The sequence below is a fragment of the Klebsiella sp. 2-CIP_Kleb. genome (genome assembly GCF_050378715.1).
In the GTDB taxonomy this organism is placed as follows: Bacteria; Pseudomonadota; Gammaproteobacteria; order Enterobacterales; family Enterobacteriaceae; genus Klebsiella; species Klebsiella quasipneumoniae.
In genome coordinates, this window is the sequence record NZ_JBNRLG010000011.1 from 26,936 (window position 1) to 45,181 (window position 18,246).

The 18,246-nt window shown below is 58.2% G+C and carries 18 protein-coding genes; 6 read left to right on the forward strand and 12 right to left on the reverse strand.

Translation table 11 applies throughout. The features are described from left to right. Positions 1 to 152 precede the first annotated feature (152 nt). Entirely contained in the window at positions 153 to 1,085 is a 933-nt protein-coding gene (locus ACQUTP_RS23920) for an Rpn family recombination-promoting nuclease/putative transposase (protein ID WP_004886770.1), read from the forward strand. 44 nt (positions 1,086 to 1,129) lie between these two features. On the opposite strand, the gene rhtC is transcribed toward ACQUTP_RS23920, so the two are convergent. The 3 genes from rhtC to pldA form a co-directional block, all read right to left on the reverse strand. Next, positions 1,130 to 1,750, reverse strand: coding sequence for a threonine export protein RhtC (gene rhtC / locus ACQUTP_RS23925; RefSeq protein ID WP_023319447.1), 621 nt, complete (start codon positions 1,748 to 1,750; stop codon positions 1,130 to 1,132). Between the two features lie 61 nt (positions 1,751 to 1,811). Next, positions 1,812 to 3,638: an ATP-dependent DNA helicase RecQ gene (gene recQ, locus ACQUTP_RS23930; RefSeq protein ID WP_004886773.1), complete on the reverse strand. Its 1,827-nt coding sequence runs from the start codon at positions 3,636 to 3,638 to the stop codon at positions 1,812 to 1,814. Between the two features lie 67 nt (positions 3,639 to 3,705). Next, positions 3,706 to 4,566 carry a phospholipase A gene (gene pldA, locus ACQUTP_RS23935; protein ID WP_004886777.1) on the reverse strand — a complete coding sequence of 287 codons (861 nt, stop codon included), beginning with the start codon at positions 4,564 to 4,566 and terminating at the stop codon, positions 3,706 to 3,708. 152 nt (positions 4,567 to 4,718) lie between these two features. Here pldA and yigI point away from each other — a divergent pair, with 152 nt between their 5' ends. Beyond that, positions 4,719 to 5,183, forward strand: coding sequence for an acyl-CoA thioesterase YigI (gene yigI, locus ACQUTP_RS23940; protein ID WP_002883404.1), 465 nt, complete (start codon positions 4,719 to 4,721; stop codon positions 5,181 to 5,183). Positions 5,184 to 5,231: 48 nt separating this feature from the next. Next, entirely contained in the window at positions 5,232 to 6,125 is an 894-nt protein-coding gene (rarD, locus tag ACQUTP_RS23945; RefSeq protein ID WP_017899396.1) for an EamA family transporter RarD, read from the forward strand. Positions 6,126 to 6,212: 87 nt separating this feature from the next. On the opposite strand, the gene corA is transcribed toward rarD, so the two are convergent. The 8 genes from corA to lptM all read right to left on the reverse strand — a co-directional run bounded on the left by corA (position 6,213) and on the right by lptM (position 13,127). Further along, positions 6,213 to 7,163: a magnesium/cobalt transporter CorA gene (corA, locus tag ACQUTP_RS23950; RefSeq protein ID WP_002883400.1), complete on the reverse strand. Its 951-nt coding sequence runs from the start codon at positions 7,161 to 7,163 to the stop codon at positions 6,213 to 6,215. A gap of 150 nt (positions 7,164 to 7,313) precedes the next feature. Further along, positions 7,314 to 7,370, reverse strand: coding sequence for a YsgD/CorL family protein (gene ysgD, locus ACQUTP_RS23955; protein WP_349815745.1), 57 nt, complete (start codon positions 7,368 to 7,370; stop codon positions 7,314 to 7,316). Positions 7,371 to 7,518: 148 nt separating this feature from the next. Continuing rightward, entirely contained in the window at positions 7,519 to 9,681 is a 2,163-nt protein-coding gene (gene uvrD, locus ACQUTP_RS23960) for a DNA helicase II (protein ID WP_004886784.1), read from the reverse strand. A 63-nt stretch (positions 9,682 to 9,744) separates the two neighbouring features. Next, positions 9,745 to 10,461 carry a 5-amino-6-(5-phospho-D-ribitylamino)uracil phosphatase YigB gene (gene yigB / locus ACQUTP_RS23965; protein WP_004886786.1) on the reverse strand — a complete coding sequence of 239 codons (717 nt, stop codon included), beginning with the start codon at positions 10,459 to 10,461 and terminating at the stop codon, positions 9,745 to 9,747. After that, a complete protein-coding gene (xerC, locus tag ACQUTP_RS23970; RefSeq protein WP_004886788.1) occupies positions 10,461 to 11,363 on the reverse strand; it encodes a tyrosine recombinase XerC in 903 nt (300 codons plus the stop codon). The genes yigB and xerC overlap by 1 nt, the downstream gene beginning before the upstream one ends. Continuing rightward, positions 11,360 to 12,067, reverse strand: a complete 708-nt coding sequence (locus tag ACQUTP_RS23975; protein WP_004886790.1) for a DUF484 domain-containing protein — start codon at positions 12,065 to 12,067, stop codon at positions 11,360 to 11,362. The genes xerC and ACQUTP_RS23975 overlap by 4 nt, the downstream gene beginning before the upstream one ends. After that, positions 12,064 to 12,888, reverse strand: coding sequence for a diaminopimelate epimerase (dapF, locus tag ACQUTP_RS23980; RefSeq protein ID WP_002883394.1), 825 nt, complete (start codon positions 12,886 to 12,888; stop codon positions 12,064 to 12,066). The genes ACQUTP_RS23975 and dapF overlap by 4 nt, the downstream gene beginning before the upstream one ends. 35 nt (positions 12,889 to 12,923) lie before the next feature. Then, complete coding sequence (gene lptM / locus ACQUTP_RS23985) at positions 12,924 to 13,127, reverse strand: LPS translocon maturation chaperone LptM (protein ID WP_004886794.1); 204 nt, start codon at positions 13,125 to 13,127, stop codon at positions 12,924 to 12,926. A gap of 146 nt (positions 13,128 to 13,273) precedes the next feature. Here lptM and cyaY point away from each other — a divergent pair, with 146 nt between their 5' ends. Next, positions 13,274 to 13,594 carry an iron donor protein CyaY gene (cyaY, locus tag ACQUTP_RS23990; RefSeq protein ID WP_004886799.1) on the forward strand — a complete coding sequence of 107 codons (321 nt, stop codon included), beginning with the start codon at positions 13,274 to 13,276 and terminating at the stop codon, positions 13,592 to 13,594. Positions 13,595 to 13,642: 48 nt separating this feature from the next. Here cyaY and cyaA read toward each other — a convergent pair whose 3' ends face one another. Then, entirely contained in the window at positions 13,643 to 16,195 is a 2,553-nt protein-coding gene (cyaA, locus tag ACQUTP_RS23995) for a class I adenylate cyclase (protein WP_002883383.1), read from the reverse strand. Between the two features lie 357 nt (positions 16,196 to 16,552). Between cyaA and hemC the strand changes: the two genes are divergently transcribed. Continuing rightward, positions 16,553 to 17,494 (forward strand): hydroxymethylbilane synthase, encoded by a 942-nt coding sequence (hemC, locus tag ACQUTP_RS24000; RefSeq protein WP_004886804.1) that lies wholly within the window; start codon positions 16,553 to 16,555, stop codon positions 17,492 to 17,494. Beyond that, positions 17,491 to 18,231, forward strand: coding sequence for a uroporphyrinogen-III synthase (gene hemD, locus ACQUTP_RS24005; protein ID WP_428902461.1), 741 nt, complete (start codon positions 17,491 to 17,493; stop codon positions 18,229 to 18,231). Before hemC ends, hemD begins: the two co-directional genes overlap by 4 nt. The last annotated feature ends 15 nt before the right edge of the window (positions 18,232 to 18,246 follow it).

Here is an 18,246-nt window from a genome sequence, read left to right on the forward strand (position 1 = left end):
CTCGCTCGCAAAGAGAGGTTCGCCTGGCGGGCGAAGCTATCTCTCTGCGCGAGCCGGCGCGCAAAGTGGGAAATTAATTTTTTTGCCCGCTGTCGACGCAGAGCCCACCGTGTCAGGATGCCGCCAGATAGGTGATTCACGGATGAACGGCGATGGCAGAAACGGCGACCCCTCATGATGCGGTATTTAAAACTTTTCTCTCACGGATAGAGACGGCGCGCGATTTCATCGAGATCCACCTGCCTCCGGCGTTAACAGCGATCTGCAAACTGGATACCCTACGTCTGGAATCCGGCAGCTTTCTTGAAGACGACCTCAGGCCCTACTACAGCGATATTCTCTATTCGCTGGAAACCACCCGCGGTAAGGGGTATGTCCATGTTCTGATCGAGCACCAGAGCGCCCCCGATAAACTGATGGCCTTTCGCTTAATGCGCTATGCCGTCGCCGCCATGCAGCGCCATCTGGAGAACGGCCATAAAACGCTGCCTCTGGTTATCCCGGTCCTCTTCTATCAGGGACGACGCAGCCCCTATCCCTGGTCTATGAGCTGGCTGGATAATTTCGCCGATCCCGAGACCGCCCGCCAGCTCTATAGCGGAGCGTTTCCGCTGGTCGATATCACGGTGATCCCCGACGACGACATTATGCAGCACCGCAGCATGGCGGCCCTGACGCTGGTGCAAAAACACATCCGTCAGCGCGATATGGCGCAATTGCTGGATAAGTTGACCCAACTCTTAATGCTGGAGCAGATGAGCGGACAACAAATCACCGTATTGGTAAACTATATGGCTCAGGCAGGGGATGCCGAGGATACTCGGACACTCTTATACGGGCTGGCACAGCGCGTGCCGCAGCATGGAGGATTACTGATGACGCTGGCGGAAACATGGCTCGCAGAAGGTATGGAAAAAGGCATCAGGAAAGGCGTACAGCAAGGTATAAAGGAAGGTATAAAGGAAGGCAAACATCAGGCCCTGCTGCAGGTTGCCGAAGCGATGCGCAAACGCGGTATTGATGACGAAGCGATTATGGAAATGACCGGTCTGTCTGAAGACGAGCTGCAGCGGCTTCGCCACTGACACTTTCTCCACCCGGATATAGCCGGGTGGAGCATCACGCCAGGTTAACGCGAGATAATCAGGTGGATGCCGAAGCCCGCAAACAGCGTGCCGGCGATACCGTCGATCCACTTCGCCATCCGCTGATAGCCGCGGCGCATCCCCGGCAGGGCGAACAGGCTGGCAACCACCATAAACCAGGCCAGCGTCTCCATGATAATCAGCAGAAAAATACCCCAGCGCGCGCCGGCGCCAACGCTGTCACCGACGAACAGCGAGAACACCGAGCCGAAATAGATAATCGCTTTCGGGTTCGCCAGATTGGTCAGCAATCCCTTCAGGAAGCTGCGTCCGCTGCGGGCCAGCTCAACCTGCGGCTCTGGCGGGGACACCGCCTCTTTTTTCAACGCGCCGCGCAGCATCTGGTAGCCCATCCAGCACAGGTACAAGCCCCCGCCGACCATAATGATGTTGTGCAGCCACGCCATTCTGGCGAGGATCAGGTTCAGGCCGAGCAGCGCTACCCCCGCCCAGATCATTACGCCGCAGGTGATCCCCAGCACTCCCATCAACGCCTCTCTGCGCGAGCGGCTGATGGCCGTTTGTGAGACAAAGAAAAAATCCGGCCCCGGACTCATCAGCGCAATGATATGCACCAGCGCCACGGTAAGGAAAAGCATCAGCATAGTTAACTCGCAGGAAAATAATGAAGAGGATAACTATTCTGGCACTTTTATAGCCAGCTGACTACTCGTCGTCGCCATCGACATGCGACCGGATCAGCGCCATAAACGGCTTGCCGAAACGCTCGAGTTTACGTGTCCCCACGCCGTTGACGCTGAGCATTTCGCCGGCGGTTAGCGGCGACTGCTCCGCCATCTCAATAAGCGTCGCGTCGTTGAAGACCACGTACGGGGGAATGTTTTCTTCATCGGCAATCGCTTTACGTAATTTGCGCAGCTTGGCAAACAGCTTACGATCGTAATTACCGCCGAAGGATTTCTGCATCGCCTTCGGCTTCAGCGCCACGATACGCGGTACGGCAAGCTGCAGCGGGACGTCGCCACGCAGCACCGGGCGTGCGGCTTCGGTCAGCTGCAGCGCGGAGTGCTGGGCGATATTCTGCGTCACCAGCCCAAGGTGAATCAGTTGGCGGATCACGCTCACCCAGTGCTCGTGACTCTGTTCCCGGCCGATGCCGTATACCGGGAGCTTATCGTGGCCCATCTCACGGATGCGCTGATTGTTAGCGCCACGCAGGACTTCCACCACGTAACCCATCCCGAAGCGCTGGTTGACCCGATAAATAGTGGAGAGCGCCTTACGGGCGTCCATTAAGCCATCGTACTGCTTCGGCGGATCAAGACAGATATCGCAGTTGCCGCACGGCTCCTGGCGTCCTTCGCCAAAGTAGTTCAGCAGCACCAGACGACGACAGGTCTGGGCTTCAGCAAACGCCCCCATCGCGTTCAGCTTATGCCGTTCGATATCCTGCAGCGGCCCGGCGGGCTTCTCTTCCAGACAGCGGCGCAGCCACGCCATGTCCGCCGGATCGTAAAACAGCATCGCTTCCGCCGGCAGGCCGTCACGCCCGGCGCGGCCGGTCTCCTGATAGTAGGATTCAATATTGCGCGGGATATCAAAATGCACCACAAAGCGGACGTTCGGCTTGTTGATGCCCATCCCAAAGGCCACTGTCGCCACCACAATCTGCAGATCGTCGCGCTGGAATTTCTCCTGCACGTCGGCGCGCACGTCGTTTTCCAGGCCGGCATGGTAAGCCGCCGCGCTGATGCCGCGGCTCTGCAGACGCGCGGCGGTATCTTCCACTTTCGAACGGCTGTTGCAGTAGATAATGCCCGATTTGCCGCGCTGATCCTGGACGTAGCGCATCAGCTGGTCGAGCGGCTTGAATTTCTCCATCAGCATATAGCGGATGTTCGGCCGGTCGAAGCTGCTGACCTGTATGAGCGGATCGTTAAGTCCCAGCAGACGGACGATATCGCGGCGGGTGGTGTCATCGGCGGTGGCGGTCAACGCCATAAACGGGATCTGCGGCATCCGCTGACGAAGCTGGCCCAGCGCGGCATATTCCGGGCGGAAGTCATGGCCCCACTGGGAGATGCAGTGCGCTTCGTCCACCGCCAGCATCGCCAGATTCCAGTTCGCCAGATGCTCAAGGAAGTTGTCGAGCATCAACCGTTCCGGAGCGATATACAGCAGACGAACCTGCCCGCTGCGGCAGCCGGCCATCACGTCCTGCTGCTGTTCGCGGCTCTGGGTCGAGTTCAGACAGGCCGCCGCCACGCCGTTGGCCAGCAGCTGATCGACCTGATCTTTCATCAGCGAGATCAGCGGCGAGACCACTACCGTCAGGCCGCCCATGACCAGCGCCGGTACCTGATAACACAGTGACTTGCCGCCACCGGTCGGCATGACCACCAGGCAGTCACGGCCCTCGAGCACCGTCTCGATAATCGTCTCCTGGCCAGGGCGGAACTGCTGGTAGCCGAAGGTCTCTTGTAAAACCTGCTTAGCCAGCGATTCCTGATTTAATACTTCCGCCTGTGCCACGTTGACCCCATTTGCCTGAAAAGAAAACAGGCGCTATTTTCAGCGCCTGCGAGCCAGAGTGCAACGATTAAAACAGATCGTTGAGCATTAGCCCGACGCCGACGCGCGTTTGATTAAAGTTGTAGTCGATAAGCGATTCGCCGTAGCCGCTGTAGATCTGGGTGTAAGCGCGAACATGTTTGGTGATGGGATAGCTCACCCCCAACTCCGCCCCGCCGTAGCCAGTGTTCCAGTTATATTGCCCCTGCGCGCTGAGGATCGCCTCGCCCAGCTGGTAACCCACCTTCAGGCGGTAATAGCCCATATATTTGGTGATGTCCGGGTTATCATCGGTGCTGCCCACCACATACCAGGGTTTCACTTCCACCAGCCAGTTGCCATTTTGCGCCATCAGGCGGGCATAGAGCCGGTTCCAGCTGCGCGAGGTGGGATCGGAGCGGCCATTCGAGTCGTGGTTATATCCCATTTCGATATCGCGCAACGTCCAGCCGGCAAACTGATAGTCGGTGGCAAAGCCAAGAAACAGCTGGGGTTCGTAGTTGGTTTCGCGAAACGGCGCCGACTCTTTGCTGTTGGAGAGCTGCCACCAGGACTTCTGGGTATAGGACGCGCCGAGCAGCGAATTATCCCCCAGGATGCCGCGCCACAGCGGGAAGGCGAGGCTCAGCTGAAATTTGACTTCATCTTTACGGGCATTTTCGGCCCAGTCATAGCTGCGAATCGCCTCTTTATTGAGATCGCTGGTCCACGTGTAGAGCAGATAGTTGCTTTCATAAGGGTAGAGCAGAAAAGGATTATCATGATCCTGTAGCAGGTTGGCGATAATACTGCCGCGCACTGCTGGTTTGTCGTGTACCGACGCATCCTGCGCCATAACACCAGCCGGTAGCGCGCACAGCGCCGCCAGGCAGGCCAAAGAGATACGCATGCTGGTCTCCTGATAAATAGTTTTTATTTTTGTTTAACCTGAAGACATTCTACCTGTTTATTAATCCCCTGCCCCCTAATCCACTCCGAAAGTGGAAATCAATATTTTAGAAGCATAAAATCAACATTTTATTAACGAATGGAACCGGTGTTATGTCTGAACTTACTGCCGAAGCAGCTCTGAAACTGGTGGGGGAGATTTTCGTCTATCACATGCCGTTTAACCGCGCCCTCGGCCTCGAACTGGAGCGCTATGAAAAAGCGTTTGCCCAGCTCAGCTTTAATAATCAGCCGATGATGGTCGGCAACTGGGCGCAAAGCATTCTGCATGGCGGTGTAATCGCCTCCGCGCTGGACGTCGCCGCAGGTCTGGTCTGCGTTGGCAGCACCCTTACCCGCCATGACACCATCAATGAAGAAGAGCTGCGCCAGCGGCTTTCCCGCATGGGAACCATCGACCTGCGCGTGGACTACCTGCGTCCGGGCCGCGGCGAACGTTTTACCGCGACCAGCACCCTGCTGCGCGCCGGCAATAAAGTGGCGGTAGCCCGTGTGGAACTGCATAACGAAGCTCAGGTATATATTGCCAGCGCAACAGCGACCTATATGGTGGGTTGATTGCCCAAAATCGAGTAACATCACTCTCTTTGGCAATGGATTTTACCGATGGATGCGAAACAGACGCGGTTGGGGATTATTCTGGCCCTCGCCGCCTACTTTATCTGGGGTATCGCGCCGGCGTACTTCAAACTTATCTACTATGTTCCCGCCGATGAAATTCTGACCCATCGCGTGATCTGGTCTTTCTTCTTCATGGTGGCGCTCATCAGCGTTAGCCGTCAGTGGCCGCAGGTGAAAAAGCTGCTGAAGACGCCGCGCAAGATCTTCCTGCTGGCACTCTCTGCGGTGCTGGTCGGTGGCAACTGGCTGCTGTTCATCTGGGCGGTGAATAACCACCATATGCTGGAAGCCAGCCTCGGCTACTTTATCAACCCGCTGGTGAATATTCTGTTAGGGATGATTTTCCTTGGCGAACGTTTCCGTCGCCTGCAGTGGCTGGCGATGATCCTCGCCTTTTGCGGCGTGCTGGTGCAGCTCTGGACCTTTGGTTCGCTACCGATAATCGGCCTTGGTTTGGCCTTCAGCTTTGCCTTTTATGGTCTGGTGCGGAAGAAAATCGCTGTCGATGCGCAGACCGGCATGCTGGTGGAAACGCTGTGGCTGTTGCCGGTGGCGGCGATTTGGCTGTTCGGCATCACCGACAGCCCCACCAGCCATATGGGGCAGAACCCCTGGTCGCTCAATCTGCTGCTGATGGCGGCGGGCGTGGTGACCACCATCCCTCTGCTGTGCTTCACCGGGGCGGCAACGCGTCTGCGGCTCTCCACGCTGGGCTTTTTCCAGTACATCGGCCCGACGCTGATGTTCCTGCTGGCGGTGACGTTCTACGGCGAAGTGCCGGGCAAGGATAAGATGGTCACCTTTGGCTTTATCTGGGTGGCGCTGGCGATATTCGTGATGGATGCGGTGTATACGCAAAGGCGGGGGCGTCGGAGCTAGGACATTGCCGGATGGCGGCTCCGCCCTATCCGGCTTACAAAAGTACAGCACTCAGGCCGGATAGGCGCAGCGCATCCGGCACAACAACTACAGCCAGTTTTTACGCTTGAAGTAGAGATACGGCGCCAGGCCAGCCAGCATCATAAAGACGATCGCCCCCGGGTAGCCGAAGCTCCAGTGCAGCTCAGGCATAAATTCAAAGTTCATCCCGTAGCTGGAGGCCACCAGAGTTGGCGGCAGGAACACCACCGACACCACCGAGAAGATCTTGATGATGCGGTTCTGCTCGATGTTGATAAAGCCCATCGCCGCCTGCATCAGGAAGTTCACCTTCTGGAACAGCGATTCGTTGTGCGGCAGCAGGGATTCGATATCGCGCAGGATCTCCCGCGCCTGCTCCAGCTGGCCCGCCGGCAGGCGCGCTTTGCGCACGAGAAAGTTCAGCGCGCGCTGGGTATCCATCAAACACAGGCGGACCTTCCAGCCGATATCTTCCAGCTCCGCCAACGTCGACAGCGCTTCGTCGTACTCATCACCCTGGTGCCCTTCCATAATCACGCGGCTCAGCTTTTCCAGGTCGCTGTAGATGTTTTCTATCTCATCCGCCAGCTGTTCGATTTTGGTCTCGAACAGATCTAACAGCAGCTCGTAGGCGTTGCCGTCCACCAGGGTCTGGTTACGCACGCGCATGCGGTAGAGGCGAAAAGCGGGCAGTTCACGCTCACGCAGCGTAAACAGGCGCCCTTCGCGGATGGTAAACGCCACGGTAGAGTTACCCGCGTGATCGTCGGCATCTTCGAAAAAGAAGAAGGAGTGGATATGTAACCCGTCTTCATCTTCAAAGAAACGCGCGGAGGCTTCGATATCTTCCAGCTCCGGGCGCGTCGCCAGGTTCTGACCCAGTTCCGTCTGCACGCGGCTTCGCTCATCGTCGTCAGGCTCGACCAGATCGACCCACACCGAGCTGGCGAGGTGCTTGATCTCATCGGCTTCCAGGCGCGTTAAACGATTGTTTTCCAGTTGAAATGCGCTCAGCATGACCGGGACTCCCAATGCAAAAAAATTATCGGACAGTTCGGTGGGCACACAGAAACAAATTGGGTTTCAGACCATTAAGCCTGACTCAGCGCGACGGGAATGGGGCAGGTCGCTGACAACCGCTAAGGCTATCAGCATAAGAGGATAGCCTTAGGAGTTGTTCCTGAATGACAGGAAGTTGAGCCAGCATCTACTGGGTGTGTCCAAGGCGAATGTCCTCTTAGCGTAATCGTGCGCGCATGTTACGCCAGCGCAAAATCGGCGTCAACACGCAACGGAACGCGAAAGCGCAAATCAGGCGCCTTAACGTATAAAGGTAGCAGAATATTACAAAATAATGATATTTTTCTTAAAGTTACACTTCCTCGAGCCGGGCGTAAGCCGCGACCAGCCATTTGATCCCCTGACCCTGAAAAGCCACCTGCAGCCGGCTGTGCTCGCCGCTGCCTTCGAGGTTGACGATGGTGCCTTCGCCAAACTTCGGATGCCGTACGCGCTGGCCTAATTTGTAGCCGGTATCGCTCTCGGCAATCGGCGCGCCCAGTCGCTGATGGTTTACCGGGCGGCTCACCGTAGCCCGCAGACGCACTTCTTCTACACACTCCTGCGGCAGCTCTCCAATAAAGCGCGACGGGCGATGGTAAACCTCTTTGCCGTACAGACGGCGGGTTTCCGCGTAGGTCAGCGTCAGCTTCTGCATGGCGCGCGTCACGCCAACGTAGGCCAGACGACGCTCTTCTTCCAGGCGGCCACCTTCATCAAGGGCCATCTGGCTCGGGAACATCCCCTCCTCGACGCCGACGATGAACACCTGCGGGAACTCCAGCCCTTTCGCCGAGTGCAGGGTCATCAGCTGAACCGCGTCCTGCCAGGTATCCGCCTGTCCCTCGCCCGCTTCCAGCGCGGCGTGGGAGAGGAACGCCTGCAGCGGCATCAGATCTTCATCTTCTTCGTTGTAGCTAAACTGGCGCGTCGCCGTCACCAGCTCCTCTAAGTTTTCAATACGGGTCTGACCCTTCTCGCCTTTCTCCTGCTCGTACATCGCGCGCAGCCCGGAGTCTTTAATCACCCGATCGGTCTGGACGTGCAGCGGCATATCGGTGGTCTCCTGCGCCAGCGCGTCAATCAGCTCCATAAAGCGCTGCAGGGCGCTGGCGGCGCGACCGGCCAGCGCTTTATCTTTCAGCAGCTCACGGCTGGCCTGCCACAGCGTCAGCTGACGATCGCGTGACGTCTGGCGCACCACGTCCAGCGTGCGGTCGCCGATGCCGCGGGTCGGCGTATTGACTACGCGCTCAAACGCCGCATCGTCGTTACGGTTGGCGATCAGACGCAGGTACGAGAGCGCGTCTTTGATTTCCTGGCGTTCGAAGAAGCGCATGCCGCCATAGATGCGGTACGGCATACTGGCCTGCAGAAGCGCCTCTTCCAGCACGCGCGACTGGGCGTTGCTGCGATAGAGGATGGCGCACTGCTCCAGCGCCCCGCCGTTCTCCTGCCAGGTTTTTATCCGGTTCACTACGAAGCGTGCTTCGTCGAGATCGTTGAAAGCGCAGTACAGCGAGATCGGCTCGCCGTCGGCGCCGTCGGTCCATAGCTTCTTGCCCAGGCGACCGTTGTTGTTTTCAATCAGGGCGTTGGCGGCGCTGAGGATGTTGCTGGTCGAGCGATAGTTCTGCTCAAGGCGGATGGTTTCCGCACCGGGAAAATCGTTAAGGAAACGCTGAATGTTCTCGACCTGCGCGCCGCGCCAGCCGTAAATCGACTGATCGTCATCGCCGACGATCATCACCTTGCCGGTATCGCCCGCCAACAGGCGGATCCACGCGTACTGAATGTTGTTGGTATCCTGGAATTCGTCGACGAGGATATTGGTGAACCGCTCACGGTAGTGCTGGAGGATATGCGGCTTATTCAGCCACAGCTCGTGGGCGCGCAGCAGCAGTTCGGCGAAGTCCACCAGCCCGGCGCGATCGCAGGCTTCCTGATAGGCCTGATAGACCTTCTGCCAGGTCTGCTCGACCGGGTTGCCGTAGCTCTGAATATGATGCGGGCGCAGCCCTTCATCTTTCTGGCTGTTGATGTACCACATCGCCTGACGCGGCGGCCACTGCTTCTCATCGAGGTTCATCGCCTTAATCAGACGCTTCAGCAGGCGCAGCTGGTCTTCGCTATCAAGGATTTGGAAATCCTGCGGCAGGTTGGCGTCCAGATGGTGCGCGCGCAGCAGGCGGTGGGCCAGGCCGTGGAAGGTGCCCACCCACATGCCGCCCTGGGTGGTGCCCATCAGCTGGCCGATACGGTGGCGCATCTCTGCCGCCGCTTTGTTGGTAAAGGTCACCGCCATAATAGAATACGGCGAGCAGTTCTCCACGCTCAGCAGCCAGGCGATACGGTGCACCAGAACGCGCGTCTTACCACTGCCCGCCCCTGCCAGAACCAGCATGTTGGTGCGCGAGGCCGCTACGGCTTCACGCTGTTTGTCATTAAGGCTGTCGAGCAGGTAAGAAACGTCCATTGGCACCGCCGGAAGAGAAGGGGTTCCACGAACCCCTGTTAATATATACAGAGTAACTGGTGATTATATCAGCGAGGTCAGAGATGCCAACCGTGAAATTTCAATATGCGGCAGCAGGCGGCTGTCCGCGGTGTGCATCAGGTCCGCGCCTTGCGGTTTGATCCAGCAGGCCTGCATGCCACAGCGCAGCGATCCGGCGACGTCAGTGGTCAGGTCATCGCCGACGTGCAGAATATGCCCGAGCGGTAAGTTCAGGCGCTCCGCCGCCAGATGGTACATGTCGGCAAACGGCTTGGAGCGGCCATCCGGCCCGGCGCGCAGCACAAAGCGGAAATAGTCGCTCAGGCCGAACAACTCTGGTCGGGCGTTGCCGTTGGTAATCGCCACCAGCGGCCACTTCTCCGCCAGCTTCGCCAGCGTATCGTGGGTCTCCTGCGGGACATCGACGCGGCTGCGCCACTGGGCGAAGTGTTCCATCGCCGCATCGGCCCCCGCTTTCGCCTCGTCGGCGGAGAGTCCGGCGTTACGCATGCCTAACTCCAGCGCACGGTGGCGCCAGACGGTCACGTCGTGATAGATCTCAGGCTCGGATGCCAACAGCGTCTGGCGCAGCTGATTAAGCTCATGGGCGTCGAACTGGCTGAGCGACGGATGGTAGCTGCGTACAAAGGCCAGCGACTCGTGCATCGTCCGGTCAATGACCGGGCGGTTATCATAAAGGGTATCGTCCAGGTCAAACGTCAGCGCGGAAATCTGGCCCAGAGGTCGGTAAAAACGCATTATTTCCCCCGTTTTGCGCGCGGATGCGCGGCATCGTACACCGAGGCAAGGTGTTGAAAGTCGAGATGGGTATAGATTTGGGTGGTGGAGAGGTTAGCATGACCCAACAGCTCCTGCACACCGCGCAGATCGCCGCTGGACTCCAGCATATGGGTGGCAAAGGAGTGGCGAAGCTTGTGCGGATGCACATGGCTGTTCAGCCCCTGCTTAATGCCCCACTCGGCGAACCGCTTCTGTACGTTGCGCGCCGAAATGCGCTTGCCCAGTTTCGACAAAAACAGCGCGTCGTCGTCAGTACCGAACAGGCCGCGTAAATCCAGCCAGTGCTCAATCCACATCACGGCGTTGCGACCGATCGGCAAGCGGCGCTCTTTGCTGCCTTTGCCCATCACCCAGACCTCGCCGCTTTCGAGATCGAGATGTTTGATATCAAGGTTGACCAGCTCGGACAAACGCAGCCCCGCGCCGTACATCACCTCCAGCATCGCCCGGTCGCGCACCGCCAGCGGATCGTTGAGATCAATATCCAGCAGCCGATTGACGTCATCGACATCGATATTTTTTGGCAGGTGACGGGGAATTTTCGGCGCGGCAATCCCTTTCGCCGGATTGGCGCTGAGCTCGCCCTGGCCGACCAGCCAGTCAAAGAAACTGCGCAGCGCCGACAGGCGAAGCGCCAGGCTTGCCGGGCCTAATCCCGCGCGGCGACTGCGCACCGCAAAACTTCGCACCTGAGCGGCATCGCACTGCGACCAGCTTTTCAGACCCGCCTCATCCGCCAGGGCAATCAGCGCGTCCAGCTGTCGCTGGTAATTCAGTAACGTGATCGGGCTGAGCTGGCGTTCAACGCCAAGGTGGCGCAGAAAGCGGGCGACGGCGGAGAAGAGAGGAGAATCGGTCATGCGCGTTCAATCCAGCGCTCCAGCAGGCCGGGCAGCATCTGGGCGATCTCCTGCAGCAGTTGCGTCCCCTGTCCTGGCTGATAATGCTGCGCATCGCGGCTGCTAAAGAGCATCACGCCAGGGGCATTATCGCCGCCCAGCAGCGACATCGCCACTGACCCAATGGCTTTCGCCTCCGGCAATACCACCAGCAGCTCCGGACCGTTCAGCGGCCCAAGGTAGTGGCGCGCCTGGCCCAGACGCTGAATACGGATCGGCTCAAACGCCTGCCGGCTTAACGCCAGGTGGGTAAACTTCGAAGGCGCGCCCAGGCGCCAGCTGTCAGGGAACAGGCGCACCGTGGCGCCCGCCAGCCCCAGCTCGCGCGCCCAGCGGTGAAGGCGGTTAAGCATATCGTCGAGGCTCTCCGCCGCCGCCAGCCGCGTTTGCAGCTGCAGCAGGCGCTGGAACAGGCTTTCATTGGCTACCGCCTGCTCCATCAGCAGCGACATATTCTCTTCCAGCACATGGATATGGTTACGCGCCCGCATCATGTGCCACTCCACCAGCGAAATCGTACCGCGCACCGGATGCGGGACGCGGAGATGTTCGACCTGGGCGGCATTACGAATAAAAAATTCAGGATTTTGCAACAGATAGTCCACCACTGCACGATCGTTCAATGCGCTGGCGACCTCCTGCTGTTCTTCCCCGATTGGTTTCATAAATGAATAAATCCATCATAGACATGGGCCGCCGGGCCGGTCATAAACAGCGGCTGGCCCGGGCCTTTCCAGGCGATATCAAGACGACCGCCGGGTAATTCCACACGTACCGTTTCAGCGAGCAACCCCTGCTGGATCCCCACCGCCACCGCGGCGCAAGCGCCGCTGCCACAGGCCTGGGTTTCCCCCGCGCCGCGTTCGTAGACGCGCAGACGAATATGGGACCGGCCGACCACCTGCATAAAACCGATATTCGCGCGCTCCGGAAAACGCTCATGGCTTTCCATCACCGGGCCGAGGGTTTCCACCGCCGCCGTATCCACATCATCCACCTGGATAACGCAGTGCGGGTTCCCCATGGACACCACGCCGCACAATACTGTCTGCTCGGCGGCACGCATGATATAGGTCTTTTCCGCTTTGTTGGCGCGGAACGGCACCTGGGAGGGCTCGAAGTTGGGCTCGCCCATATTCACCCGCACCAGATCGTCTTCCGTTACGCTTAATACCATACGGCCGTTGGCCGTACTCACGCGGATATCACGTTTATTGGTCAGGCCTTTCAGCCGGACGAAGCGCGCGAAACAGCGCGCGCCGTTGCCGCACTGCGACACTTCGCTACCGTCGGCATTAAAGATCCGGTAATGGAAATCCAGATCCGGATCGTAGGGCGGCTCCACCACCAACAGCTGATCGAACCCGACGCCAAGGTGGCGATCCGCCAGGCGGCGAATCAGCTCCGGCGAGAAAAAAACATTCTGCGTTACCGCGTCAACGACCATAAAATCGTTGCCAAGGCCATGCATTTTAGAGAACTGCATCATCTACTCCAGTTGCGCGGAACAGAACGTTATCGTTAGTAATTGACCTGGCTCGGACCACCGGTATCGCCACGATCGTTACGATCCGGCGTTGAGCTCTGAATGCCCGGGTTAACCGGTTTGGTCGGCGGCGGCGCAGTTTTATCAGCCGGCGGGAAATAGAGAGGCCCTTTCAGACCGCAGCCGGTCAGGCTGAAGATCGCAAACAAAACGGCAAGCGTAGGAAAAACGTTTTTCATTGATAGTTGCCCGTGATTCATTCTTTCTGCTTTCTATCATCGCAGGAGAAGACGTAAAAGCAAGCCTTTAGCATCCGACTGCGCGCGCTTTTGTTTCGCGCTATACTGCGACCCATCTTCAAAAATCAAAAAAGCAGAATAAAATTATGAACGACAGTGAATTCCATCGCCTGGCCGATAGCCTGTGGATGACCATCGAAGAACGCCTGGATGACTGGGACGGCGATAGCGACATCGACTGCGAAATCAACGGCGGCGTGCTGACCATAAGCTTTGAAAACGGCAGCAAAATCATTATTAACCGTCAGGAGCCGCTGCACCAGGTGTGGCTGGCCACCAAACAGGGCGGCTACCATTTCGATCTCAAAGGCGACGAGTGGATCTGCGATCGCAGCGGTGAAACCTTCTGGGATCTGCTGGAGCAGGCGGCGAGCCAGCAGGCCGGTGAGACGGTGAGATTCCGTTAATGACATGTTTCCCGGATGACGGCGCATTGCGCCTTTTCCGGGCCAAATCTACGAGTAGCGCTGCTGCAGCACCGGCGAGGCGGTAACGTCCTGGCTGGTGGGTATCGCGGCGGCAATCGCCTGGGTGCGGAAAGGGATCACCTGGGTGCGCCCGTCCACCTCGACAATCTGATAGAACTGCGGCAGGTTGAAGTTGATAAAACTGGAGCCGTAGGTAAAACGATCGTGCGATGACGAATAGAAGCGGCTGACGTCGCGCACCAGCTCCTCTTTGCTGCCCTCGCAGTGGTGATAGACCTCAGCGCGGTTGCTCTCATCGAGAATATAGATGTTAAAGCCGCTGTCGTTGTTATCCGCGTCTTCAAAGAAGAACTGGATAATCCCTTCGCTGGCGAATCCGTCCACTACCGCCGGCAGCTTAACGTGATTGGTTTCCACCTGCACCGACAGGCCATGGAGCTTGTTGTGCGAGATAGCGCCGTAGAACTCAATGGCGTTTTCCAGCTTCTGCACCGAAACATTGAGACGCTCGAAGAACAGTCCCCAGGTCTGGCCGGAGACGCGCAGCGCTTTAAAGCGCCCGGTATCCTGACGGGTACTGGAGAGACGCAGTTCGATGCACTCGGAGATCATCTGCTGTACGCGGGTGCGGATCAGGCCGCGCAGATGCTGGCTATAGCAGAAGACCTCCACGCTGTCCGGCGGCGCGGCATCCTGATGCATTTTACCAAGGATCGTTTTCAGCGCTTCAATCATCGCCTGCTCGCCGTTGAAATGCAGCGTACGCACTTCATTCCACGAGTTGCGATACAGCAGGTCGACGCTGCCGATCAGGCATTTTTGCTCTTCGCCGAAGCTGAAGACATCGAGCTTACGGAAATCGAAGTGCACCACCTGATTGCGGAAGGCCGCCGTCGGGTCATATTCGAGGTTGACGATAATCGCCAGGTGGCGAATTTCGCACGGGCTGTATAGCGCTTTTGGCGTGGGCGCCGGCAGGCGCAGCGGGAAGTGGTGCGACACATCGGCCACCATCTCCTGCAGCTTCGCCAGATCGACGATGCCGTTGCCCTTAATAAACAGGCGGGTGCGTGAGGTCAGCAGGCCGTTAAACCAGGCCCAGGCCACCAGCTTATTAAGATAACGGTTATATTCCAGCGGCTGATGGCTGATGATCGATTCCATATCCGGCGCGCGGTTGTACAGATACCAACCGGTACGGTTGGCACGACCCGGCGGCACGTGGATAAAGGTCAGATTCGGCTCCGACAGATCCGGCGAAATTTGCGGGTTCACCAGCGTCACTTTGCCCGGCAGCGCTTCAAAGGCCGCATACAGCTTACGCGTCAGCACGCCGATATCCTGCGGACTGGCGGAGACGCTGAGGTTATTGCGCCGTGCGAAGCGGATCAGATTACGATAGCTCTGCATCATCGCATCGAGCAGTTCGTTGTGCGCCTTGCGCACTTCATCAATTTTCCAGTTCGCCCGGTTGTCGAGCATCATCAGACGCTTTTCATCCCAGCCCCACGCGTTGACCAGCTGGCTGACGACTTCGCGACGCCAGCCGACGCAGGCGCGCTCGCGGCTGAGTTTTTCGCACACTTTCAGGTAGAAGCAGCGGCGCACCAGATCGAGACGAGTTTCATCTTCAATGGCCTGGAGGTAGGTGGTCACGCGCTCCAGCATCATGCAGTAGGGGTCGAGTCCGAAGGAGACGATCTCGCCGTCGTGCAGGCGCTGTTTGATATCTTTCGCCAGCAGGCGGTTGTTGGGGTATTCCCAGGAGTAGGCTTCCAGCAGCAGCGTTTTCAGCACCGCTTTATAGGGCGAGTCGATACTCTTATACAGCTGCCACAGGCTGGCGCCGAAGTACTCTTCCGCCGACAGTGAACTAAGGCCGCCGAGATCGAGCCACTCGTTTGGCGTCAGCACGCCCTGGGCATACAGCCCCATGACGTAATCGTCGTAATGCTCTTCTTCATCGCACGGCACCATATTCCACAGAATACGCTTGCCGGCGAGACGCACCGCGGTGCGGTAGAACTCATCGAGCAGTAAAATATGCTGGGTCGAACCGCAGTCTTCGCCGCCGAGGCTGCCGCTTTCGTTATGGCGGAAGCGGTTTTCGTCGATCAGGAAGAAGCTGACTTCCACGCCGAGCGAGGCCGCCCAGCTCTCAAGCAGGCTGCATTTTCGCTGCAGCAGCTGGCGCTCTTCGCTATCCAGCCAGGCCTGGTGACATACCCAGATATCAAGATCGGAAGAACAGCTCTGGCCGACGGAGGAGGTACTACCCATCGAGTAGACGCCGGTGATCGGCAGCTCGCCTTTTGGCGGCTCCTGGGTCTGCATGCCGCGATGCAGTTCCAGTTCTTCAAGATAGTGGCGTTGGGTTTCATCAGGCGTGTAGAGGCAAATGCCACGGGGAACGTTACCGTCAAGGTAACCCGGCATCAGCGGGTGATGATAATGTAATAACGTTGGCAGTAGACTGTAAACCTGCTGGAAAGCGGGTCCCATGGCAGCAAGCGCGCGATCCACGCGCAATTGGTTGATGGCATCCAGTCTCTGTTTCAGTGTCTCAATATAGAGGTACAAGACATATCGCCTGATGTTCAAAAACCCGAGGTACAATAGTACGGAGGATTTCAGTATTTCAACAAAAACCGTCACCATTCGTCGTCGGTGTGGTTGTGATGAGCAGCGGACGGACAAATGGTTTAAAACGTGATCAATTTAACACCTTGCTCATTGACCGTAAAGAAAGATGCGCTACATACAAGTGTAGCACCGTTTATTACCTGTAAATTCCTCACTACGCCTCCGGCAACCGCCACGCGCATGAAAGGTTAAAAAAGAGTGGGCCGGAGCTATCTCCCACATAAACCGTGAAAACTAACATCCGTAAGACAACAATGTTAGGATGGTTAGTGGTCGACAATGACGGTAACAAGCATGTTAGACAAAGTTTTGAAAATTGCCACACGGCAAAGCCCGCTTGCGCTATGGCAGGCGCAATATGTTAAAGCGCGCCTCGAACACGCGCATCCCGGACTGAAGGTCGAGCTGGTGCCGATGGTCACTCGCGGGGATGTCATCCTTGATACTCCGCTGGCAAAGGTGGGTGGCAAGGGCTTATTTGTGAAAGAGTTAGAGCTTGCCATGCTCGAAGGGCGCGCCGATATCGCCGTTCATTCGATGAAAGATGTGCCGGTGGAATTCCCGGAGGGTCTGGGGCTGGTGACTATCTGCGAGCGCGACGATCCGCGCGACGCGTTTGTCTCCAATCACTATGCCTCGATTGATGAACTCCCGGCCGGCAGCGTCGTTGGCACATCAAGTTTACGCCGTCAGTGCCAGCTGGCCGCCACTCGTCCGGACCTGGTGATCCGCTCTCTGCGCGGTAACGTCGGTACCCGGCTGAGTAAGCTGGATAACGGCGAGTATGACGCCATCATCCTCGCCGCCGCCGGCCTGAAGCGCCTGCAGCTCGAGGCGAGAATTCGCCAGCCGCTGTCGCCGGAGCAATCCCTGCCGGCGGTCGGCCAGGGTGCGGTCGGCATCGAATGCCGTCTCGACGATGCATGGACCCAGGGGCTGCTAGCGCCTCTCAACCATACGGAAACGGCAGTGCGCGTGCGCGCCGAGCGGGCGATGAACACTCGTCTCGAAGGCGGCTGCCAGGTGCCGATTGGCAGCTATGCGGAACTCGTCAACGGCGAACTGTGGCTGCGGGCGCTGGTTGGCGCCCCGGATGGTTCGCAGATGGTACGCGGCGAACGGCGCGGGCCAGCAGAGCAGGCCGAAGCGCTCGGCATCTCGCTGGCGGAAGAGCTCCTGGATAACGGCGCGCGCGACATTCTCGCGGCAGTTTATGATGGAGAAGCCCCACGATGAGCATCCTGGTCACTCGTCCATTACCGCAAGGAGAAGCGCTGGTCAGCCGTCTGCGGGCCATGGGACGCGTGGCCTGGGGCTTTCCGCTGATAGAATTTACGCCTGGCCGGGAGCTTCCCGCGCTGGGCGACGCGCTTGCCCGCCTCGGGCCTGACGATCTGCTGTTTGCGCTGTCCCAGCATGCGGTGGAGTTCGCCCATGCCCGCCTGCAGCAACAGGGGCTGCCCTGGCCCACTTCCCCACGCTATTTTGCCATTGGCCGCACGACGGCGCTGGCCCTGCATACGGTCAGCGGGCAGCATATCCATTACCCGTTAGATCGGGAAATTAGCGAAGTCTTGCTACAATTACCTGAAATACAAAACATTGCCGGGAAAAATGCGCTGATCTTACGCGGCAATGGCGGGCGGGAACTCTTAGGCGCGACGCTGACCGAGCGCGGCGCCAGGGTCACATTTTGTGAATGTTATCAACGTAGTGCAAAGCATTACGATGGCGCAGAAGAAGCGATGCGCTGGCAATCTCGCGGGGTCACCACGCTGGTGGTCACCAGCGGCGAGATGCTGCAGCAGCTATGGTCGTTAATACCGCAATGGTATCGCGAACGGTGGCTCCTGCACTGCCGCGTTGTCGTTGTCAGCGAACGTCTGGCCCTTCAGGCCCGGGAGCTGGGCTGGCAGAAGATTCAGGTTGCCGATAGCGCCGACAACGATGCGCTGCTACGCGCATTACAATAACTCTCAACATTGGAA